This window comes from Micromonospora sp. NPDC050495, from assembly GCF_040655175.1.
GTDB lineage: Bacteria > Actinomycetota > Actinomycetes > Mycobacteriales > Micromonosporaceae > Micromonospora.
Genome location: NZ_JBFAJK010000022.1, coordinates 84,418 through 104,666 on the forward strand (window position 1 = coordinate 84,418; position 20,249 = coordinate 104,666).

At 75.7% G+C, this 20,249-nt stretch carries 19 protein-coding genes; 15 read left to right on the top strand and 4 right to left on the bottom strand.

Annotated elements, in window-relative coordinates; all coding sequences use genetic code 11:
- Nucleotides 1-7: 7 nt before the first annotated feature.
- Nucleotides 8-1,396: a serine/threonine-protein kinase gene (locus AB0I11_RS21390; protein ID WP_357323007.1), complete on the bottom strand. Its 1,389-nt coding sequence runs from the start codon at nucleotides 1,394-1,396 to the stop codon at nucleotides 8-10.
- Between the two features lie 547 nt (nucleotides 1,397-1,943).
- On the opposite strand from AB0I11_RS21390, the gene AB0I11_RS21395 reads away from it, so the two are divergent.
- The 8 genes from AB0I11_RS21395 (at nucleotide 1,944) to AB0I11_RS21430 (ending at nucleotide 9,117) form a co-directional block, all read left to right on the top strand.
- Nucleotides 1,944-2,579 carry an RNA polymerase sigma factor gene (locus AB0I11_RS21395; RefSeq protein ID WP_357323010.1) on the top strand — a complete coding sequence of 212 codons (636 nt, stop codon included), beginning with the start codon at nucleotides 1,944-1,946 and terminating at the stop codon, nucleotides 2,577-2,579.
- A 16-nt stretch (nucleotides 2,580-2,595) separates the two neighbouring features.
- Nucleotides 2,596-3,378 (top strand): hypothetical protein, encoded by a 783-nt coding sequence (locus tag AB0I11_RS21400; RefSeq protein ID WP_357323013.1) that lies wholly within the window; start codon nucleotides 2,596-2,598, stop codon nucleotides 3,376-3,378.
- A 170-nt stretch (nucleotides 3,379-3,548) separates the two neighbouring features.
- Entirely contained in the window at nucleotides 3,549-4,784 is a 1,236-nt protein-coding gene (gene egtA / locus AB0I11_RS21405) for an ergothioneine biosynthesis glutamate--cysteine ligase EgtA (RefSeq protein WP_357323016.1), read from the top strand.
- A 5-nt stretch (nucleotides 4,785-4,789) separates the two neighbouring features.
- Entirely contained in the window at nucleotides 4,790-6,118 is a 1,329-nt protein-coding gene (gene egtB / locus AB0I11_RS21410) for an ergothioneine biosynthesis protein EgtB (protein ID WP_357323071.1), read from the top strand.
- 43 nt (nucleotides 6,119-6,161) lie between these two features.
- On the top strand, nucleotides 6,162-6,908 hold the full coding sequence (gene egtC / locus AB0I11_RS21415) for an ergothioneine biosynthesis protein EgtC (protein WP_357323019.1): 747 nt from the start codon (nucleotides 6,162-6,164) through the stop codon (nucleotides 6,906-6,908).
- Between the two features lie 39 nt (nucleotides 6,909-6,947).
- Nucleotides 6,948-7,913 (top strand): L-histidine N(alpha)-methyltransferase, encoded by a 966-nt coding sequence (egtD, locus tag AB0I11_RS21420; RefSeq protein ID WP_357323021.1) that lies wholly within the window; start codon nucleotides 6,948-6,950, stop codon nucleotides 7,911-7,913.
- Nucleotides 7,914-8,155: 242 nt separating this feature from the next.
- Nucleotides 8,156-8,743 (top strand): TMEM165/GDT1 family protein, encoded by a 588-nt coding sequence (locus AB0I11_RS21425; RefSeq protein ID WP_357323024.1) that lies wholly within the window; start codon nucleotides 8,156-8,158, stop codon nucleotides 8,741-8,743.
- A gap of 170 nt (nucleotides 8,744-8,913) precedes the next feature.
- On the top strand, nucleotides 8,914-9,117 hold the full coding sequence (locus AB0I11_RS21430; RefSeq protein ID WP_357323027.1) for a hypothetical protein: 204 nt from the start codon (nucleotides 8,914-8,916) through the stop codon (nucleotides 9,115-9,117).
- 26 nt (nucleotides 9,118-9,143) lie between these two features.
- Here AB0I11_RS21430 and nhaA read toward each other — a convergent pair whose 3' ends face one another.
- A complete protein-coding gene (gene nhaA, locus AB0I11_RS21435; RefSeq protein WP_357323030.1) occupies nucleotides 9,144-10,454 on the bottom strand; it encodes a Na+/H+ antiporter NhaA in 1,311 nt (436 codons plus the stop codon).
- 397 nt (nucleotides 10,455-10,851) lie between these two features.
- On the opposite strand from nhaA, the gene AB0I11_RS21440 reads away from it, so the two are divergent.
- Entirely contained in the window at nucleotides 10,852-12,309 is a 1,458-nt protein-coding gene (locus AB0I11_RS21440) for a polysaccharide biosynthesis tyrosine autokinase (protein WP_357323033.1), read from the top strand.
- Here the strand turns inward: AB0I11_RS21440 and AB0I11_RS21445 are convergent.
- Nucleotides 12,290-12,844: a low molecular weight phosphatase family protein gene (locus tag AB0I11_RS21445; RefSeq protein WP_357323036.1), complete on the bottom strand. Its 555-nt coding sequence runs from the start codon at nucleotides 12,842-12,844 to the stop codon at nucleotides 12,290-12,292. The genes AB0I11_RS21440 and AB0I11_RS21445 overlap by 20 nt on opposite strands.
- A 141-nt stretch (nucleotides 12,845-12,985) precedes the next feature.
- On the opposite strand from AB0I11_RS21445, the gene AB0I11_RS21450 reads away from it, so the two are divergent.
- The 6 genes from AB0I11_RS21450 (at nucleotide 12,986) to AB0I11_RS21475 (ending at nucleotide 19,422) form a co-directional block, all read left to right on the top strand.
- Nucleotides 12,986-14,242: a glycosyltransferase family 4 protein gene (locus tag AB0I11_RS21450; RefSeq protein ID WP_357323039.1), complete on the top strand. Its 1,257-nt coding sequence runs from the start codon at nucleotides 12,986-12,988 to the stop codon at nucleotides 14,240-14,242.
- A gap of 156 nt (nucleotides 14,243-14,398) precedes the next feature.
- Complete coding sequence (locus AB0I11_RS21455) at nucleotides 14,399-16,111, top strand: DUF4012 domain-containing protein (RefSeq protein ID WP_357323042.1); 1,713 nt, start codon at nucleotides 14,399-14,401, stop codon at nucleotides 16,109-16,111.
- Between the two features lie 13 nt (nucleotides 16,112-16,124).
- Nucleotides 16,125-16,766, top strand: coding sequence for a hypothetical protein (locus AB0I11_RS21460; RefSeq protein WP_357323045.1), 642 nt, complete (start codon nucleotides 16,125-16,127; stop codon nucleotides 16,764-16,766).
- Nucleotides 16,767-17,003: 237 nt separating this feature from the next.
- A complete protein-coding gene (locus AB0I11_RS21465; RefSeq protein ID WP_357323048.1) occupies nucleotides 17,004-17,450 on the top strand; it encodes a protein-tyrosine phosphatase family protein in 447 nt (148 codons plus the stop codon).
- Between the two features lie 228 nt (nucleotides 17,451-17,678).
- Nucleotides 17,679-18,962, top strand: a complete 1,284-nt coding sequence (locus tag AB0I11_RS21470; protein WP_357323051.1) for a D-alanyl-D-alanine carboxypeptidase — start codon at nucleotides 17,679-17,681, stop codon at nucleotides 18,960-18,962.
- A gap of 46 nt (nucleotides 18,963-19,008) precedes the next feature.
- On the top strand, nucleotides 19,009-19,422 hold the full coding sequence (locus AB0I11_RS21475; RefSeq protein WP_357323053.1) for a hypothetical protein: 414 nt from the start codon (nucleotides 19,009-19,011) through the stop codon (nucleotides 19,420-19,422).
- A gap of 86 nt (nucleotides 19,423-19,508) precedes the next feature.
- Here the strand turns inward: AB0I11_RS21475 and AB0I11_RS21480 are convergent, their stop codons facing one another.
- Nucleotides 19,509-19,754, bottom strand: a complete 246-nt coding sequence (locus tag AB0I11_RS21480) for a hypothetical protein (protein ID WP_357323056.1) — start codon at nucleotides 19,752-19,754, stop codon at nucleotides 19,509-19,511.
- Between the last annotated feature and the right edge of the window lie 495 nt (nucleotides 19,755-20,249).

The window sequence follows — 20,249 nt, forward strand, 5'->3', positions numbered from 1 at the left end:
CGTGCGGTCAGTCGCGGAGCCGGGCCGGCTGCGCCCCGTCGCCGCCGCCGCCGACCGGCACCTCGGTGGTGGGCGTGTCGGTGGGCGGGGTCGTGGCCTGCGTCGGCTCGGGCGAATCGGGCGGCGTGGTGGCCGGTGCGGTCGGGCTGCTGGACGGCTCCGCCGGCGAGGTCGTCTGCGCGGGCGCGCTCGGCGACGGGGTGGGCGTCGCGGTCGTCGTCCCGGACGGCCGCGCCGGACCCGCCGGACGGCTGGGCCGGCCACCGGCGTCGGTGGGCGGCGCCACGGTCTCGGCGGTGTCGGCGACCGAACCGCTGGGCGCCGCCGCCGGAGGCGTCGTGGCGATGGTGGTCGCCGGCTCGCCCGCGCTCTTCGCCGCACCGAGCGCCGCGCCGAGCGCCGCCAGCGCCACCATGACGGCGGCGAGCGCGCCCACCAGGGTCCCCCGCCGGCGGCGCCGGCCGGTCGAGCGGCTGAGCGCCGCCGCGGCGGCGAGGTCGTCCCGGGTGCCGGTCATGGCCGGATCGGCCGCGCCGCGCAGCGCCACCGGCACCATGGCGGTGGTCGACTCGGCGACCGCCGCCCGGGCGGCGTGGGCCATCGCCCCGCCGGTCGGGAAGCGTTCGGCCGGGTCCTTGGCCAGCGCCCGGGCCACCAGCTGGCGGACCGCGGGCGGGATCTCCGCCGGCAGCTCCGGCGGCTCGTCGTCGAGATGCCGCACGGCCACCTGCAATGGGCTGTCACCGGTGAACGGCGGCGTGCCGGTGAGGCAGCAGTAGGCCACCGCGCCGAGCGCGTAGATGTCGGTGGCGCCCGAGACGGGACGGCCGGCGGCCTGCTCGGGCGCCATGTAGAGGGCGGTGCCCGGCACCGCGTTCGCGCTGGTGATGCTGGTGACGTTCGTCGACCGGGCCACCCCGAAGTCGACGAGCACCACGGTGCCGTCCGCCTGCACCAGCAGGTTGCTCGGCTTGACGTCGCGGTGCACGATGCCCCGGGCGTGCGCGGCGTGCAGCGCCTGCGCCACCTGCGCGACGATCGACATCGTCTCGGCGACCTCGAGCCGGCCGGCGGCCTCGATCCGCTTCGACAGCGGGTCGCCGTCGACGAACTCCATCACCAGGTAGTCGGCCCGGCTCCCGTCGGCGAGCTGGTCCTCGCCGCAGTCGAAGACCTGGACGATGCCCGGACTGCGCAGCGACGCCATGATCCGCGCCTCGGAGCGGAAGCGGGCGATGAAGTCGGGGTCGGAGACGAGCGCGGGAAGGAGGACCTTCACCGCGACCTGACGCCCCAGCACCAGGTCGGTGGCGCGCCAGACGTCCCCCATGCCGCCGGTGGCGACACGGTCATCCAGGCGGTACCGACCGCTGAGCACGACCTCCGAAGACAACACGCCAATACCGTACCCAGAGCAGGCGCGAAGTATTTCCCGCGATATCTCCCGTCGGGACCGGCGTGCGGCTCGCTCCGCGCCGCCGAACGGTCAGCGGGCCCGATGCTGATCGGCCGACGGTGACGGACCCGGTACGATCGGCCAACAACGTGCGCCCCAGGGTTCGTATGTCCGGATTCCGGACGGCGGTTTCGGCGACCGACCGGTCGCAGCGTCGCGACGGTGTTCTCCGTTACACCGACTCGCCGCGCTCGTCGGTAGACAATCGTCACTTTTTTCCGCCCGGGCGGCGGCTTGCCCGGCTGATCGGCCGCTCCTAGCGTTGGCCCGGCTCCGGGGGGCCCCATGACGCCGGTACGGTAGGTCGCGCCGACGGCCGTACCCGACAGCACATATACACAGGGGCGCGCCCGCTCCGGCGTCCGGCGCAGGGAACAGGGCAGTGGGGGGCTGATGGTGCGGGTGAGGTACCGGCCAGCCGGCCCGACGGACGTCAGCCGGGGCACCGGCGCCGGCCGCGCGGGGAGACCGCGGGAACGGCACACCCATGACCGGTGAGCTGAGCGAGGCGGTGGTCGCCGCGCAGGCGGGCGACGAGGAGGCCTTCCGGTTCCTCTACCGCAGCCTGCAACCCGGGCTGCTGCGCTACCTCACCGCGCTGGTGGGGGCCGACGCCGAGGACGTGGCCTCCGAGACCTGGTTGCAGATCTCCCGCGACCTGCCCAACTTCACTGGGGGTGAGTTCCGCGCCTGGACCGTCACCATCGCCCGCAACCGCGCCATGGACCACCTCCGCCGGCAGCGACGGCGGCCCTCTCTGCCGGTTCCCGTGCAGGCGCTCAGCGAACTGGCCGGTGACGCGGACACCGCCGAACGGGCCGGTGAGACGATCGCCACCGAGAGCGCCTTGGCGCTGATCGCCACCCTGCCGCCGCGGGAGGCCGAGGCGGTGCTGCTGCGCGCCGTGATCGGGTTGGACGCCGAGACCGCCGGCCGGGTGCTCGGCCGCCGGGCCGGTGCCGTCCGGACCGCCGCGCACCGCGGGCTGCGTCGGCTGGCCGCGCTGCTGGAACGCTCCGAGGCGGGGCAGCCGGCGGCCCAGGAGACGCCGGCACCCCGCCCGCGCGGCGGCCGGGAACTTCCGGCGCCGGGCACGCCGACGGCCGAACCGGCGGACGGATGACATGGGGGGAATCTGGATGAGCTTCCACCGCGGGGAGGGACCGGCCGACCGGGCGGAGACCGACCGCCTGCTCGACGCGGCCCGCGCCGGCCGTCCCCCGGGCCCCGACGCCGATCCGCTGGCCCGCCTGCTCGCCGCGGCGGCCGCCCCGGCCGAGCCCGGTGAACTCGGCGGCGAGGAACAGGCGCTCGCCGCCTTCCGGGCGGCCCGCGCCGAGCCGGCGCCCGCCCCCGCGCGGGCGTCCCGGCGCCGGCTGCGTCTCGGCGCGGCGGCCTGGGCGGCCGGGCTCGCCGCCACCGCCACCGCCGGGGTCGCCTTCGCCGCCGTACGCCTCGACCGGGCGCCGGCCCCGGTGCCGGCGCCGAGCACGGCCTCGACCGGTGGCCCGGTCGGGCCCACCCGGTCCGGCAGCGCGGACCCGACCGCCGGCAGCCCGGCACCGACCCCGGCCAGCGCCGCGCCGACCGCCACCGGCCTGCCCGGCCGACCGGCGAGGACGCCGCAGCTCACCGGCCTGTGCCGGGCGTACCTGGCCAAGTCGGCGGGGCAGCGGGCCGAGGCGCTGGAGACACCGGCCTTCGGCACGTTGGTGGTCGCCGCGGGCGGGGCCGACCAGGTGACCGCGTACTGCACCCGGCTGGTTCCGGCGCCGGGCCCGAAGGCCTCACCCAAGCCCGACCCGAAGGCGTCGCCGAAGTCCGAGCCGAAGGCCTCGCCGGGCGCCCCTGGCCGCCGGTCGACCGAGCCCGGCGGCGGACCGGCGGCCGACACGGCGGCCAACGGGGCCGGCCGCCGGTAGCTGACGCCGACCGGCCAGCGGCGCGGCCGGGATTCCGGACAAAAGTTCATCTCTCCCGGGGGTGCGGATTCCGTCTGCTAGACAGAGGATGGTGCGACCGGGGTGCGTCCGCCCGGCGGACGCCCGAGACGGGCGCGCTCGGGCGCCGGCGGGGGGAGAGGAGCCGTCTCTTGGTGATGTCACCGGAGCTGGACCGGACCACCGTCCTTCGGGACGAGGCCGGGGCCGCCCGGCACATCGGCAGGATCTGCTTCAAGACCGGCCCGCCCACGCTCACCGGCGTCGAGCTGGAATGGACCGTGCACGACGCCGGAGACCCGACCCGCCCGGTCGACCGCGAACGGCTGTGCCGGGCCCTGGGGCGGCACAGCCCCGTCACCATCGATCCGACGAGCCCCGCCGACGGGCTCCGGCACGGCGGCGCCGTGACCGTGGAGCCGGGCGGGCAGGTGGAGATCTCCGCCGCCCCGCAACCCTCGGTCGCCGCCCTGATCCTGGCCACCGAAGCCGAGATCGCCCAGCTCACCGACCTGCTCGAGGCGGCCGGCCTGGTCCTCGGCCGGTGCGGCATCGACCCCTGGCGGGCACCCCGCCCGGTCGTGGAGACCCCGCGCTACCAGGCGATGCGCCGCGTCTTCGACCGGCACGGCCCGGCCGGTCGCCTCATGATGGACAGCACCGCCGGCCTCCAGGTCTGCCTGGACGCCGGAGAGCCGCCCCGGCAGGCGGAGCGGTGGGCCGCCGCCCACGCGGTCGGACCGCCGCTGCTGGCCGCGTTCGCCACCGCGCGGCGGCACGCCGGCCGGCGTACCGGATGGGCCTCCGCCCGGATGGCGGCCTGGCTCGCCATCGACCCGGCGCGGACCCGGCCGGCCTGGTCCCCGGACCGGCCCGACGGCGATCCGGTCGCCGCCTGGACCGGGTACGCGCTCGCCGCGCCGCTGCTCTGCGTGCGCAACGACGGACCGGACTGGACGCCGCCGCCCGGGGTCACCTTCGCCGACTGGCTGGCCGGCGCGCTGCCCCGCCCGCCCACCACCGACGACCTGGAGTACCACCTCAGCACGCTCTTCCCGCCGGTACGCCCGCGCGGCTACCTGGAGCTGCGCTACCTGGACGCGCAGCCGGGCCGGGACTGGACGCTGCCGCTCGTGGTGCTCGCCGCGCTCTTCGCCGACCCGGCCACCACCGCCGACGCGCTCGCGGTCGCGGCGCCGGTCGCCGACCGGTGGACCGTCGCCGCCCGGCACGGGCTGGCCGACCGGCGCCTGGCCACCACCGCCAGCGCCCTGTTCGACCTGGCTCTGGCGGCCCTGCCCCGGCTGGACCTGCCACCCGGGAAGCAGACCGAGACGAGCCGAGAGATCCGGCGGCGCCGCGCCGCCGCGGAGAGGAGTCACCGGTGACCACGATCGAGCGGCCGGGGACCGGGAGCGAGCGGCTGCGCAGCCTGATCGCCGCGGAGCTGGAACGCACCCGGGCCCGGACCGCGCAGCTGACCGACGCGGTGGACGACGACGACCTGATGCGCCAGCACTCCACCCTGATGTCCCCGCTGGTCTGGGACCTCGCGCACGTGGGCAACCAGGAGGAGCTCTGGCTGGTCCGCGACGTCGGCGGCCGCGAGCCGGTGCGCCGGGACATCGACGACCTGTACGACGCGTTCAAGCAGCCGCGCAGGGACCGCCCCGCGCTGCCCCTGCTGCGTCCGGCCGAGGCCCGCGCCTACCTGAGCACGGTCCGCGACAAGGTGTACGACCTGCTCGACGGCATCCGGTTCGCCGATCGCCCGCTGGTCGAGGACGGCTTCGCGTTCGGGATGATCGTCCAGCACGAGCAGCAGCACGACGAGACCATGCTCGCCACCCACCAGCTGCGCGCCGGGGCCCCGGCGCTGGCCGCGCCCGCGCCGCCCGAGCCGCGCGGCCGGGTCGGCGGCGAGGTGCTGGTGCCGGCCGGGCCGTTCACCATGGGCACCTCCACCGACCCGTGGGCGCTGGACAACGAGCGTCCCGCGCACACCGTCGACCTGCCGGCGTACGCCATCGACGCGGCCCCGGTCACCAACGGCCGGTACCGGGCCTTCATCGCCGACGGCGGGTACGACGAGCCGCGCTGGTGGAGCCCGGCGGGCTGGCGGCACCGGGTCGAGGCCGGGCTGAGCGCCCCGATGCACTGGCGCCGTGACGGCGACGGCTGGGCGTACCGGCGGTTCGGCCGCTGGTCGCCGGTGCGCGACGACGAGCCGGTCGTGCACGTCTGCTGGTACGAGGCGGAGGCGTACGCGGCGTGGGCGGGCCGGCGGCTGCCCACCGAGGCGGAGTGGGAGAAGGCGGCCCGCTGGGATCCGGGGTCCGGCCGGTCCCGCCGCTATCCGTGGGGCGACGGGGACCCGACCGCCGAGCACGCCAACCTCGGGCAGCGGCACCTGTGGCCGGCGCCGGTGGGGGCGTACCCGGCGGGCGCCTCGCCGCTGGGCGTGCACCAGCTCATCGGCGACGTCTGGGAGTGGACGTCGAGCACGTTCCGCGGCCACCCCGGCTTTCTGGCGTTCCCCTACCGGGAGTACTCGGAGGTCTTCTTCGGCGCCGACTACCGGGTGCTGCGCGGCGGTTCCTTCGGCACCGACCGGGCCGCCTGCCGGGGCACCTTCCGCAACTGGGACTACCCGATCCGGCGGCAGATCTTCAGCGGCTTCCGCTGCGCCCGCGACGCCGACCCCGAGGAGGCGGCGGCGTGACCGGTCGGTCCGCGACCTCCGGTGTGCCGGGCGGCCCGGCCTGATGTGTCGTCATCTGGCCTACCTGGGGCCACCGGTCAGCCTGCGCAGCCTGCTCTACGACCCGCCGTACGGGCTGCTGCGCCAGTCCTGGGCGCCGCGCGACATGCGCGGTGGCGGCACGATCAACGCCGACGGCTTCGGCGTCGGCTGGTACCCGGCGGCCGGCGAGCCGGTCCGCTACCGCCGGGCGCAGCCGATGTGGAGCGACACCACGCTGCCCGAACTGGCGGCGGTCACCACGGCCGGCGCGGTGCTGGCGGCGGTCCGCTCCGCCACGGTGGGCATGCCGCTGCACGAGACCGCCGCCGCCCCGTTCGCCGAGGGGCGCTGGCTGTTCAGTCACAACGGCGTGGTGCGCGGCTGGCCCGACGCGCTGGTGCCGCTGGCCGCCGGGCTGCCGGTCCGCGACCTGATCACCCTGGACGTGCCGACCGACTCGGCGGTGCTCTGGGCGCTGGTGCGGGACCGGCTGCGGGCCGGGGCCGAGCCGGCCGACGCGGTCGCCGGCACGGTCGCCGGGGTGCTCGCCGCGGCGCCCGGCTCGCGGCTGAACCTGCTGCTCACCGACGGGGCCACGGTGGTGGCGAGCGTGGCCGGCCACGCCCTGTCGGTGCGCCGTGACCGGGACTCGGTGCTGCTGGCCTCCGAGCCCTTCGACGACGACCCCGGCTGGCAGGCGGTGCCGGACGGGCAGCTGGTGGTGGCCACCGCGTCCGGGCTGCGCACCCGGGCGCTGGCGGCCGCCTGACATCGACGTCCGGGCAGATGGGACAGGAAGGGGCGGGACATGGGCGCGGAGCCGTTGGAGATCTACCTGGAGGAGCGGGACGTCCGGCGCAGCCTGTGCGAGGACGTCCGGTTCGGGCTGACCGCCACGCCGAAGTGGCTGCCGCCGAAGTGGTTCTACGACAGCCGGGGCAGCGAGCTGTTCGAGGAGATCACCCGCCTTCCGGAGTACTACCCGACCCGGGCGGAGCGGGCCGTGCTGGCCGCGCATGCCGCCGACATCGCGGCGCTGACCGGCGCGAAGACGCTGATCGAGCTCGGCTCCGGCTCGTCGGAGAAGACCCGGCTGCTGCTGGACGCCTTCACCCGCCACGGCGACCTGGGTACCTTCGTGCCGCTGGACGTCTCGGCCAGCGCCCTGCGCCGGTCCACCCGGCAGATCGCCGCCGAGTATCCGGCGCTGCGGGTGCGCGGCATCGTCGGCGACTTCACCCGGCAACTCGACCGGTTGCCCACCGGCGGCCGGCGGCTGGTGGTGTTCCTCGGCGGCACGGTCGGCAACCTGCTCCCGGTGGAGCGGGCCGAGTTCCTCACCGCGATGCGCGCCGCCCTGGAGTCCGGCGACTGGCTGCTGATCGGCACCGACCTGGTCAAGGACCCCGGGGTGATCGTGCCGGCGTACGACGACGCGGCCGGGGTGACCGCCGACTTCAACCGCAACGTGCTCCGGGTGATCAACCGGGAGCTGGGGGCGGACTTCGATCCGGAGGCGTTCGCCCACGTGGCGGTCTGGGACCCGGAGCACGAGTGGATCGAGATGCGGCTGCGCGCCGAGCGGCCGCTCCGGGTGCACGTCCTGGACCTGGACGTCGAGTTCGCCGCCGGTGAGGAGCTGCGTACCGAGGTCTCCGCGAAGTTCCGGCCCGACGGGATCGCGGCGGAGCTGGCCGACGCGGGGTTCGCCCGGGAGGCGTTCTGGACCGACCCGGACGGGCTCTTCGGGGTCACCCTCGCCCGGGCCGACTGAGCCGGCCGGGGGCGGTGGCGGTGAGGTGGTTCACCCGGGGAGGGGCCGCGCCGAGTTGATCGGTTAGGCTGGGCGGCGCGAAGGGGAGTAGCCCCCAATGTCGTGGTCGACATGCTGACGCGTTCCGCGTCCGGCCACGCGGCCCCGGTCCTGCCAGGGCGGGCGAGACCTTCGACTCAGGCTGTCGCAGCCGGGTCGAGGGCGCCCCCGTACCTCCTCCCGGCTTGATCGGGAAGGTTCACATGGACGGTTTCCTCGTCGCGCTGGTGATCAGCTTCGGCGTCATCTTCGTCGCCGAGCTGGGCGACAAGTCCCAGCTCATGGCGCTGACGTTCGCCACCCGGTTCCGGCCGCTGCCGGTGTTGATCGGCATCACCGTGGCCACCGCGATCGTGCACCTGGCGTCCGTGGCGATCGGGTACGGCCTCAACGCGGCGCTGCCCACCGGGTGGATCTCGCTCGTCGCCGGCCTGGCGTTCCTGGGCTTCGGCGCGTGGACCCTGCGGGGCGACAAGCTGACCGAGGAGGAGAAGCGCAAGGCGGAGAAGAGCGGCCGCAGTGCCGTGCTGGCGGTCGGTGTCGCGTTCTTCCTGGCCGAACTGGGCGACAAGACGATGCTCGCCACCATCACCCTGGCCACCAAGTACGGCTGGTTCGGCACCTGGCTGGGCTCGACGCTCGGCATGGTCGCCGCCGACGCGCTCGCCATCATGGTCGGCCGGATGCTCGGCCGGCACCTGCCGGAGAAGGCCATCCGGTACGGCGCGGCCGTGCTCTTCGCCATCTGCGGCCTCTGGCTGATCTTCGAGGCGCTCAGCGAGCTGACCTGAGCCGGGCGGCCGGTCCCGCCCCCGTGCCGAACGGGCCCGGCGGCGGGACCGGCCGGGATGATCGAGGGGCCGGTTCTCGGGGTATGAACATCCGGGCGACGCTGCGGCGGCTGCCCGGCAGCGCCTAGCGTGAGCCACCAGAGGAACCCGTCAGACCGGAGGTCCAGCGCATGAGCAGGCACGACGAGCCCAACGAGTACGGCTTCGCCGGGGGCGCCACCGCTCCGGAGCCGCCGGCCGGCGGCCGCGCCGACGAGCAGGACCGGGCCGAGCAGGTCGCGGTGCCGGGCGACGACCTCACCGAGCCGGTCGCCGACGCGCTGGAGGAGGAGACCGACGGCACCGAGGAGGAGCGCGCCGAACGGCTGCGCTGACGGCCGTGGCGGACCAGGCGGCCCGCTCAGGCGGTCTCCTCCTGGTAGACGTCGGGCACCCCGTCGCCGTCGCTGTCCCGGTTCTCCCGTTCGAAGATCCGCCGGTAGACCCGATTGCGCCGGGTCAGCACGGCGGTGGCGAGACCGGCCGCGACCAGCGAGCCGATCAGGACGGCCGCCTTGACCCGCTCGTCCTCGGCGCTGCCGGCCCCGAAGGCCAGCTCGCCGATGAGCAGTGAGACGGTGAACCCGATGCCGGCCAGCATCGCCAGGCCGAACAGGTCCGACCAGGTGATCTCCTCGTCCAGTTCGGCCCCGGTGAAGCGGGCGAGCAGGTAGGTCGAGCCGAACACCCCGACCGTCTTGCCGACCACGAGGCCGAGGGCCACCCCGATCACCACCGGGTCGGTGAGCAGGCCGGCCAGGTCCGCGTCGACCAGCGAGACGCCGGCGGCGAAGAACGCGAAGACCGGCACCGCCAGGCCGGCGGAGATGGGACGCCAGCGGTGCTCCAGCCGTTCGGCCAGTCCGGCGGCGCCGGTGCGCGAGGGCAGCACCGGGACGGTGAAGCCGAGCAGCACCCCGGCGACGGTGGCGTGCACGCCGGAGGCGTGCATCAGCGCCCAGGCCGTCCCGGCGAGCGGGAGCAGCGCCCACCACCAGGTCCGCCGCCGCTGCACCAGCAGGGCGAACGCGGCGACCGCGACGAGCGCGCCGAGCAGCGGCAGCGGGTGGAAGTCGGCGGTGTAGAAGACCGCGATGATGAGGATGGCGAACAGGTCGTCCACCACCGCGAGGGTGAGCAGGAAGGCGCGCAGGCCCTGCGGCAGGTGGGAGCTGACCACGGCGAGCACGGCCAGCGCGAAGGCGATGTCGGTGGCCGTGGGGATGGCCCAGCCCCGTAGGCCGGTGCCGCCGGCCGCCAGGGTCACCGTCAGGTAGCACAGCGCCGGCAGCAGCATGCCGCCCAGGGCGGCCACCACGGGCAGCACGGCCCGCCGCGGGTCGCGCAGGTCCCCGGCGACGAACTCGCGCTTGAGTTCCAGCCCCACCACGAAGAAGAAGATCGCCAGCAGGCCGTCGGCGGCCCAGGTCGCCAGGTCCAGGTCGAGGTGCAGGGCGTGCCCGCCGGGCCACGGCACCCAGTCGCCGAGGTCGGCGTAGGCCGACCGCCAGGGCGAGTTCGCCCAGGCCAGCGCGATCACCGCGCCGAGCAGCAGCAGGCCGCCGCCGACGGTCTCGGTGCGCAGCACGTCGGCCAGGAAGCGGGCCTCCGGCCAGGAGCGGCGGGAGAGCAGACGGTACGGCGGCGGGGTGCGCGGGGCAGGGTCGGTCATGCGGTGTCCACCTCGGGGTCCGGGGTCGGCGAAGACGTCGCCGACCAGACTTCCCGGCACACCGCGAGCAACCCTATCCCGCGCCGTACCCGGCGACGACGTCACCGGGCCTGCCCACCAACCGGCCCGGCGTTCCTCCGTACGGCCGGTTCCAGGGTCAAAGGGACCGAACCTCGCATCACACCGGGCGGTCGGGCGTTATCCGAGACGGGAGGGTGCGGGCGGTTCGGCACCCACCTAGCGGTTTGTGCCTTCGGCGAAGTGCAAATCGTCTACAGTCACTAAGTCATTTTCGAGTGACTTATGACTGTTTGATACACGAATCAGGCTTTGATCGCTCCTAGGGGGTTTACGTGCAGTTCGATCGGCCAACGGGCCCGACGCGACGGAGGTCCTGATGGACGTTCTCGGCTACCTGCGCCTCGTCCGGCGCCACTGGTGGATCGTGCTGGTGACGCTGATGGCGGCGCTCGGCACCGCCGCCCTGATCACGGTCCGGACCGCGCCCCGCTACGAGGCTTCGGTGACCTTCTTCGTCACCACGCCGAGCCAGGGCGTCACCGACGCCTACCAGGGCGGACTCTTCCTCCAACAGCGGGTCAAGTCCTACGCCGACCTGCTCAGCAGCGACCGGCTGGCGCAGAGCGTGGTGGCGGAGAACCCGCTCGGGCTCACCGCGGACCAGGTGCAGCGCCGGATCAGCACCACCACCGAGGCCGGTACGGTGCTGCTGCGGGCCACCTTCACCGACACCGACCAGACCCGGGCGCTGAAGACCACCGAGACGCTCTCGGCCAAGTTCGTCGAGCTGGTGCAGAAGGTGGAGACGCCGCCGGACGGCAAGGCGCCCCCGATCAAGCTCGAACTGGTCAGCGGGCCCCGGGTCAGCTCCAGCCCGGTCTCCCCGCAGCCGGTCCGGAACCTGATCATCGGCGCGCTGCTGGGCCTGCTGCTCGGTGCCGGGCTGGCCGTGCTGCGTGGGCTGGCGGACGTGCGGATGCGCGACGCGGCCGCGTTGCAGCGGGTCACCGGCAGCCCGCTGCTCGGCGAGATCCCGTTTGAGGCCGGTGCGAAGTCGGCCCCGCTGATCGTCGGCGAGGCGGCCAACTCGCCCCGCGCCGAGGCGGTCCGCAAGCTCCGGACCAACCTGCGCTTCGTCGACGTGCACGAGCCGGCCCGGGTCATCGCGGTCACCAGCGCCCTGCAGGGCGAGGGGAAGACCACGATGGCCTGCAACACCGCCATCGCGCTGGCCGAGGCCGGCTGGCGGGTGCTGCTCATCGACGCCGACCTGCGCCGGCCGAAGGTGGCCGACTACCTGGGTCTGGACGGCGGGGTCGGCCTCACCGACGTGCTGGTCGGCGACGTCCAGGTCGGCGACGTGGTGCAGCGCTGGGGCGACAAGTCGCTGCTGGTGCTGCCGAGCGGGTCCACCCCGCCCAACCCCAGCGAGCTGCTCGGCTCGAAGGCGATGGCCGACCTGCTGGTGGCGCTGCGCGAGTCGGCGGACATCGTGGTCATCGACACCGCCCCGCTGCTCGCGGTCACCGACGGCGTGGTGGTGGCCGTGCAGGCCGACGGCGCGCTGCTGGTCACCCAGCAGGGGCGTACCTCCCGCAGCCAGGTGGCGGCGGCGGCCCGCGCCCTGCACTCGGTCTCGGTGCGGCTGCTCGGCTGCGTGCTCAACATGGCCAAGGTGGCCAAGGCGGACGCCTACCAGTACGAGGCGTACAAGGTGGTCGTGCCGGCGGCGCCGGCGGTGCCGACCGACCGGGCCGGTGTCGCGCGCCGCGGCGGGCACGCCGCCGAGGGCGTCGGCGACCGTACCCAGGAACTCACCCGGCTGTCCCGATGAGGGCCAGCACGGGCCGGATCGACCGCTCGATCTCCTCGGCGCAGCGCCGGAAGTCGGCGGGCGAGCCACCGATCGGGTCGCGCAGGTCGTCCGCGTCCGCGGCGGCGGGTTGCAGCCCCGCCCGGGCGCGGGCGGCCGCCTCGACCGCGGCCCGCAGCGGGGACCCGGCGCCGGTCGGTGCGGGCTCGGCGGCGGCGGCCAGCCGGGCGAACTGGCGGAGCGTGAAGGTGCGGTGCAGCGCGGCCGGGGCCAGTGCGGTGCAGACGGAGCGCTGCCGCCGGGTCGCGGTCAGCACCAGGCCGGCCCCGGCCAGGTGCTCCGCGCGCAGCCGGCGGGTGCGGAACGCCGCCGCGTCCGCGCCGGTCCCGGCGGCCACCTCGACCGCGTACGGGTGCATGGGTGCCCCGTCGAGGGCGTCCGTGCCCGCGCTGGTCACGGTGACGGGACGGTCGGCGAGCAGCCGGCGCGCGATGAACTCCGCCATCGGCGACCGGCACATGTTGGCGTGGCAGACGAAGAGCACCTCGTCGACCATCTGCACCCCTCTCGTCAGGATCGCGGCGCGGTGCGCCGCGAGAACGCTCGTCCGGCCGGTGTGGGCGGACGTGGAGGGGATGCCGGCATCGTACGGGGTGGCCGTGGCCGCCGGGCGCGATGCCGCGCCGGGAGCGCGCGCATGAAGATCGGAATCCTGTCGTACCACTTCCCGCCGGAGCCGGCGTTCATCCCGGGCAGCCTGGCCGAGGAACTGGCCGCCCGGGGCCACGAGGTGCGGGTGCTCACCGGCTTCCCGGACTATCCGGGCGGGCAGGTCTATCCGGGCTGGCGGCAGCGCTGGCGACACCAGACGCACAGCGACCGGCTGACCGTCCGGCGGGTGCCCCGGTACGCCGGCGGCGACCGGTCCGCGGGCGCGCGGATGGCGAGCTGGCTCTCCTTCGCCGGCAGTGCGGCGCTGACCGGCCGCCGGTTCCTCGGCGACGTCGACGCCCTCTACGTCTTCCAGCTCCCGGCGGTCACCTTCGCCGCCGCCGGCCTGCTGCGGCTGCTCGGCCGGGTGCCCACCGTGCTGCACGTGCAGGACGTGTGGGCCGAGGCGGACCGGGCCGGCGAGGCCCGGCGCTGGTCCGGGCGGCTCGACGCCACCACGCGCCGGATCTACCGGGAGGCCGAGGCGGTCGCGGTCGCCGCGCCGTCGATGCGCGACCTGGTGGTCGCGGGCGGCGCCGACCCGCGGCGGGTGCGGGTGGTGCTCAACTGGACCGACGAGCGGATCTTCCGGCCCACCGAGCCGAGCCCGGCCGCGCAGCGGCTGATCCGCCGGGACGGCCGGTGCGTGGTGATGCACGCCGGCACCATCGGGGTCCGCCAGGGGCTGGAGACCGCGGTGCGCGCGGCGGCCGCGCTGGACGACCGGATGGACCTGGTCCTGGTGGGCTCGGGGGCCGAGGAGCGGCGGGTGCGGGGGCTCGCCGCCGAGCTGCGGGCGGAGAACGTCCGGTTCGTCGACCGGCGCTCACCGCTGGACATGCCCGAGCTGTACGCAGCGGCGGACTACCAGTTGGTCATGCTGCGGAACCTGCCGGAGCTGCGCGGGACCGTGCCCGGCAAGCTCCAGGCCGCGCTCTCCTGCGCGGCGCCGGTGATCGCCGCCGCGGGCGGGGACACGACGGAGCTGGTCGAGCGGGCCCGGGCGGGGCTGTCCTGCCCGCCGGAGGACTGGGCGGCGCTCGCCGACCGCTTCTGGTTGGCCTCGGCGATCCCGCCGCCGGCACGGGTGGAGATGGGCCGGCGCGGGCGGGACGCCTACCTGCGCGAGATGTCGCAGCGCGCCGGCGTGGATCGGATCGAACAACTGCTCGTCGAGGTGACGCGGGGTGCCGCCGGACCGCCCCGGCGAACCGGGCGCGCCGAAGAGCCGACGGGCGCGTAATACGTCATAGCAGCCACCTCTCCGTCTGTTTCGTGCTAGAAAGCGATCAATAGGTTTAGTGTCCGATTCGGTCCCGGGGAGAGTGGCGTGACGGAGAGCGGCATTTCCCGCCGGCGGCGTGGTTCCCGACGGCAGCGTCGGGCCCGCGTACGGCGGATGCTCCTGACCGCGCTGGTGGTCGTCTCGCTGCTGCTGACCACCGGCGGCTGGGTCGCCTTCCGTGGTTGGCAGGCGCGGACGCACCTGCTCAACGCGGCCGGCCTGGCCAAGGAACTCAGCACCGAGGTGGTCGGCGGGGACGCCGACCGGGCCCGTCGTACGCTGGCCGCCCTCCAGGAGCAGGCCGGGGCCGCCCGGAGCGCGACCGACGACCCCGGCTGGTGGGTCGGCCGCCGGACCCCGTACGTCGGTGACGACCTCGCCGCGGTGCGGCAGATCGCGGTGGCCGTGGACGACCTGGCCCGGCTCGCCTTCCCGACCCTGCTCCGGATCGATCTGGCCTCGCTGGTGCCCCGGGAGGGGCGGCTGGACCTGGCCCGACTGCGGTCGGTCTCCGGCGAGGTCGCCACCGCCGACCGCGCGGTCCGGGACACCACCACCCGGTTGGCCGCGGTGCCGACCGGGGACCTCGTCGGTCAGGTCCGTACGGCGCTGGTGGGGTTGCGGGCCGAACTGGACCGGCTCGGCGAGTTGACGTCCGCCGCCGACCGGGGGGCCCGGCTGCTCCCGCCGCTGCTGGGTGCCGACGGCTCCCGCAGCTACCTGCTCGTCTCGCAGAACCCGGCCGAGCTGCGCGCCACCGGCGGCATGGTCGGCGCGTACGCGGTGCTGCGGGCCGAGGGGGGCCGGGTCAAGATGACGGCCCAGGGAGCGAGTTCCAGCCTGGGCCGGTTCGACCCACCGCTGCGGCTCAGCCCAGAACTGCGCCGGCTCTGGCACGACCTGCCCGGGATCTACCCGGCGGACGTGAACCTCAGCCCGGACTTCCCGACCGCGGCGACGCTCTACCGGGAAATGGTGCGGCGGCGCACCGGGACGACCGTGGACGGCGTCCTCGCCGTCGACCCGGTGGTGCTGTCGTACCTGCTCGGGGTCATCGGCCCGGTCTCCGTGCCCGGCCAGCCCGCGTTGGCGGGCAGCACCGCGGTCCGCACGCTGCTCAGCGACTCGTACCGGGAGCTGAACGGCCGGGGCCAGGACGACTTCTTCGCGGCGGCCGCCTCGGGGGTCTTCGACGCGCTCTTCACCAGAAGCGTGAACCCGAGGGCCGTTTTATCCGTTTTAAGCCGTTCCATTACTGAACGTCGGATATTGTTCTGGAGTGCCCGTCCCGAGGAGCAGCGCGTCCTGGCCGACAGCCGGTTGGCCGGACAGCTCCCCGAGAAGGACACCGTGCCGACCGTCGGCGTGTTCCTCAACGACGGCAGCGGCGCGAAGCTCGGCTACTACCTCAGATTCTCGGCCACCGTGACGGTCGGCGACTGCCAGCCGGACGGGCGCCGGGAGCTGCGGCTGCGGCTGGTGGTGCACTCCACCGTGCCGCGGTCCGGCCTGAGCGAGTCGGTCACCGGTCTCGCCCTCTCCGGGGATCCGTACACCGCCCGCACCTTCGTGTCGGTGTACAGCCCCGCCGGGGGGTCGGTGCTCGGCGGCCGGCTGGACGGAAAGGCCACGGCGATGGGCAGCGGGATGGACCGTCGCCGCCAGGTCACCGTGGCGACCGTGGAGGTCCGGCCCGGCGGGACCCGGACCCTCGACGTCACGCTGCTCACCCAGACGACCAGCGCCGGTACGGCCGAGCTGGTGACCACCCCCACCGTCACCCCATGGACCACCCAAGTTGTTTCCGCACCAAGCTGTGAACAGTAGGAGGGAATCCACTATGCGGCTATCCCGCATGATCATGGCGCTCACGGTCGGTGTGGCCGTGGCGGCCGTGCCGACCGCGGCGGGGGCGGCGCAGCCGCAGCCGCAGCCTTCGGCCAGCACACCGCAGCCACCGTACACGCCGCAGATCGCCCAGCTGACGGTCGATCCGACCAGCATCCGGCTCGGCGAGACCGCGACACTGCACGGCCAGGGCTTCGGCCTGGGCGAGACCGTGCGCATCACGGTCGCCATCCGGGCGCTGCCGCAGGCGGCACCCGCGCGGCTCAGCGACGGCACCTCCGTCGACCTGGCCAACGTCTCGTACGCGCAGGCACCCCAGCCCGCGCCCCGGGACTTCAGCGTGGTCCCCGACGGCGCCGGAAACTTCACCGTGGACTACCGGCCCACCCGGGTCGGCGTGCACACCTTCACGGCCACCGGGCAGACGACGGGGCGCACCGACGACGCGGTGCTCACGGTGCGGCCGCCGCGGGTGGGCCCGCCGCCGCACGGGGGCGGCCACCTGCCGGTCACCGGCAGCAGCCTCAGCACGCCGATGAAGGTCGGCGGCGGCCTGGCGGGCGCGGGCGCGGTGCTCGTGCTGCTCTCCCTGGCCTGGCGGCGCCGCGACCGGTTCGGGCTGGGCTCGCGCTGACCGTAGCCACGCCGGGCAGGGCCCGGATGTCGGAGTAGGTGCCCGCCGGACGAACCGTCCGGCGGGCACCCTCGCGTCCGGGACCGTGCTTGCATCCGGCCCGGCCTCGAGTCCGGCCCGTATCTGGGTCCCGGTCGTCCTCACGGCCGGGGCGTCGCGGGTGCGGGACTTGTCGCGGCCGGGCGTGGGCGGGCGGCCGGCGTGCGCCGCGACCGGCCGGCACCGCACAATGGCGGGATGGGCGTGGCGGCGGGTTGGGCCGAGCGAACCGGTCTCGTGGTACTGCCCGGCGGCGCCCTGGTGCGCGGCCGGCGGATCGGCGTGCCGCCGCCCGCACCCGCCGACTTCGCCCTCCTGCTGGCACCCGGCCCGGTTCCGCCCTGGCCGTACCGCCGGCTCCGCTGGCCCGACTTCTGGGTGCCGCGAGATCCGGCGGACGCGCTGGACGCCCTGCGTGAGGCGTGGCGGCGGGCCTACGCCGGGCAGCGGGTCGAGGTGGCCTGCCGCGGCGGCGTCGGCCGGACCGGCACCGCGCTGGCCGCGCTGGCCATCCTCGACGGCCTGACGCCGGAGCGGGCGGTGGCCTGGGTGCGCGCCCACCACCATCCGGGCGCGGTGGAGACCCCCTGGCAGCGGCGCTGGCTGCGCCGGGTGCCGGGCGGACCCGACCAGCGACGCCGGTAGAACCCGGCCGGCCGGGTTGCCGGCCAACGGGGTTTCGCGCGCCGCCAGCGTTGCGGCCCGGGACCGGTCGTCCCAGGCCTCGCGCTCCCCGCCGCGGGTTCCGGTCGCAGCCCGGCGGCGGGTTTCGCGGCGTCCCACCGCACGGAGCGCGGTCGGCCGGTGGACGCGGCGTGGCGAGGGCCGGCCGCTGCCACCCGTCGGCGATCTTGCGGGTTAGTCTGCGTGGTCATGAGAGTTCGGGCCCTGGCCGTCGCCGCCGCCGTCCTCCTGAGCACCGCCACCGTCCCCGCCGTCCCGGCCGGTCACGCGGCCGCCCGGGGCCGGGCGGCGGCGCCGGCCGCCGCGCCGGTGCCCTGCCCGCGGGCGCCGGCCCCGAAGGTGTCCCGGCCGCCCCGGCCGGTGCCGCCGCCCGCCGTGCCGGCCGACCGGGTCGTCGGCGGCGAGCGGCTGGACAGCGCGGGACTGGTGACGCCCGCGGGTGCGCCCGCGCCACCGGCGGTCACCGCAACCACGTGGCTGGTCGCCGACCTGGACTCCGGCGCCGTGCTGGGGGCGTGCGGCCCGCACGAGTACGGCACCCCGGCCAGTACCCAGAAGCTGCTGCTGGCGGCGACCATGCTGCCCAGGATCGACCCGAAGCAGGTGGTCACGGTGACCCGCGGCGACCTCGACATCGTCCCCGGCAGCTCCGCGGTCGGCCTGCTCGTCGGCGGCCGGTACCCGGTGGAGACGGTCTGGTTGGGGCTGCTGCTCAACTCCGGCAACGAGGCGGCCAACGTGCTGGCCCGGCTCGGCGGCGGCCCGGACGGCGTGGCCGGCGGCGTGCGGGCGATGAACGACGAGGCCCGCCGCCTCGGCGCCCGGCAGACCCACGCGGTGACGCCCTCCGGGCTGGACGGCAAGGGGCAGTTCACCAGCGCGTACGATCTCGCGCTGATCGCCCGCGCCTGCTTCGGCAACCCGCTGTTCCGCCGCTACACCCGCACCGAGCGCACCCAGATCCCCGCCCAGCCGAAGCTGAAGGCCGGCGGTTTCCAGATCCAGAACGAGAACCAGCTCATCTACCGCTACCCGGGCGCGCTCGGCGGCAAGACCGGCTTCACCGAGCTGGCCCGGCACAGCTACGTCGGCGCGGCCCAGCGGGGCGGCCGGCGCCTGGTGGTGACCCTGCTCGGTGCCGAGGCCCGCCCGATACGCGGCTGGCAGCAGGGCGCGCAACTGCTCGACTGGGGCTTCGCCCTGCCCCGGGACGCCTCGGTGGGCCGGCTGGTCGAGCCCGGCGAACTGGACGCCGCGCAGGCGGCCCCGAGCGGGTCACCGAGCCCACCCGCCCCGGCCCCGCCCCCGCAGTGGCAGGGCCCGGCCGGCGTCGCGCTGCGCCGGATGGCCGACGGCGACTGGAAGGTGATCCTGCCGGTCTCCGGCCTGCTCGCGCTGACCGTCGGAGGGCTCGTCACGGCCCTGGTCGCCCGCCGCAACCGCACCCGCCGGGTGGGTCGACGGCGCGCCTGACCGCGCCGGCGGCGTGGATCCCGCGACCCTGGGTAACCGCCGCGGCATGGAGTCCCGGGTAAGCGTCGGGGTGGACACCGGGCGCGCCGGCGCCGGTCATCACGAGACGGCCGCCGGGCCGATTCGGCGGCCGGAGGCGGGTGGCGTGTGCGGCCGGTCGGGGCGGGGGAGCCCGCTGTCACGACCGCTGCGGCGGGCGTTCCGCGCGACGTACCGGCGGTCCCGGTGCCGGCTGAGGCGTCTGCTCCGCGCGCTGTCCGGCCGGGCCCGGCTGTCCGGTCCGGCACTGGGTGCCCTGCTGCGTCCGGTCGGTGACCGGATGCGCCGGTGGGCGCGGTCGGTGGTGGGCGGCGGGCGGCCGCCCGGTGCGCGGACCGTCCGCCGGGTACTGGTCGACTCGCTCGGTGACGCCGTGGCCGTGGTCGCCGCGCTGCTTCAGGCGTCCCAGGGCGTCCGGTAGCGCTGCCCGCCCGGCGGTGTGCGGAACCGCGCCGGCGGGCGGGGTAACGCCGGGGCCGGGCGTCGGTGACCGGTCCCGGCGTCGGTTCAGGGGCGCGGCTCGGTGTCCGCGCCGGCCGCCCGGGCGCGGTCCGCCTCGGCGTCGGCGGCGCCCACGGGCGTCCCGTCCGTGTCGCGGTCGGCCTCGGTCAGGTCGGTCTCCGCGCCGGCGCGCGCCGCGTCGGCCCGGGCGTCGTCCGCGCCCACGATCGGGCCGTCGCCGTGCTCTCCGGAGTCCTCGACGAGGTCGGCGGCGGCGACGAGGCCGAGCGGGGCGTATCGGGGGTCGGTCATGGCTTCCTCCTTCGACACTGTGCCTGCGGGGCTACCCTGCGCGCCGCGCGCTGACACCTCATCGCCCTGGGCCGATGTGTCGCGATACTTTCCGGAAGGTGTCGCCGGGTATCGGCGGGCTGCCGGACGCTGCACGGCGCGGGCGGCCGGGACACCGACCGCCCGCGCGGCGCGTTGCGGACCAGGTCCGCCGGGAGCGCCGGACCACGGGCGGTGGCCGGTGTGTCGTACCGCTGGATCGGCCCCGTGCCGCCGGTGGCGGTACGGGGCCGACATGGTGGCAGCTCGCCGAGGATTGCCGGCGAGCTGCGCTAGGCCGTACCGGGTGGAGTTGACCTCTCGCCCGGCGGGGCCGAGCCGCGGGACGCGGGCCCCCGCCCGGGGGGGCGGGGGGGGGGCGCGGGCGGCCGGGGGGGGGGGGGGCGCGGGGGGATCAGTCGGCGGTGGGGTAGCCGTAACGGGCGGCGTGCTCGGGGTCGGTCGGGGCGACCTGGC

Bases quoted from the DNA above. Each gene is read 5' to 3' on its own strand.
- AB0I11_RS21395 (WP_357323010.1), top strand. From the start codon at position 1,944: ATGACCGGTGAGCTGAGCGAGGCGGTGGTCGCCGCGCAGGCGGGCGAC.
- AB0I11_RS21400 (WP_357323013.1), top strand. From the start codon at position 2,596: ATGAGCTTCCACCGCGGGGAGGGACCGGCCGACCGGGCGGAGACCGAC.
- egtC (WP_357323019.1), top strand. From the start codon at position 6,162: ATGTGTCGTCATCTGGCCTACCTGGGGCCACCGGTCAGCCTGCGCAGC.
- egtD (WP_357323021.1), top strand. From the start codon at position 6,948: ATGGGCGCGGAGCCGTTGGAGATCTACCTGGAGGAGCGGGACGTCCGG.
- AB0I11_RS21425 (WP_357323024.1), top strand. From the start codon at position 8,156: ATGGACGGTTTCCTCGTCGCGCTGGTGATCAGCTTCGGCGTCATCTTC.
- AB0I11_RS21430 (WP_357323027.1), top strand. From the start codon at position 8,914: ATGAGCAGGCACGACGAGCCCAACGAGTACGGCTTCGCCGGGGGCGCC.
- nhaA (WP_357323030.1), bottom strand. From the start codon at position 10,454: ATGACCGACCCTGCCCCGCGCACCCCGCCGCCGTACCGTCTGCTCTCC.
- AB0I11_RS21440 (WP_357323033.1), top strand. From the start codon at position 10,852: ATGGACGTTCTCGGCTACCTGCGCCTCGTCCGGCGCCACTGGTGGATC.
- AB0I11_RS21445 (WP_357323036.1), bottom strand. From the start codon at position 12,844: ATGGTCGACGAGGTGCTCTTCGTCTGCCACGCCAACATGTGCCGGTCG.
- AB0I11_RS21450 (WP_357323039.1), top strand. From the start codon at position 12,986: ATGAAGATCGGAATCCTGTCGTACCACTTCCCGCCGGAGCCGGCGTTC.
- AB0I11_RS21455 (WP_357323042.1), top strand. From the start codon at position 14,399: ATGCTCCTGACCGCGCTGGTGGTCGTCTCGCTGCTGCTGACCACCGGC.
- AB0I11_RS21460 (WP_357323045.1), top strand. From the start codon at position 16,125: ATGCGGCTATCCCGCATGATCATGGCGCTCACGGTCGGTGTGGCCGTG.
- AB0I11_RS21465 (WP_357323048.1), top strand. From the start codon at position 17,004: ATGGGCGTGGCGGCGGGTTGGGCCGAGCGAACCGGTCTCGTGGTACTG.
- AB0I11_RS21470 (WP_357323051.1), top strand. From the start codon at position 17,679: ATGAGAGTTCGGGCCCTGGCCGTCGCCGCCGCCGTCCTCCTGAGCACC.
- AB0I11_RS21475 (WP_357323053.1), top strand. From the start codon at position 19,009: ATGGAGTCCCGGGTAAGCGTCGGGGTGGACACCGGGCGCGCCGGCGCC.
- AB0I11_RS21480 (WP_357323056.1), bottom strand. From the start codon at position 19,754: ATGACCGACCCCCGATACGCCCCGCTCGGCCTCGTCGCCGCCGCCGAC.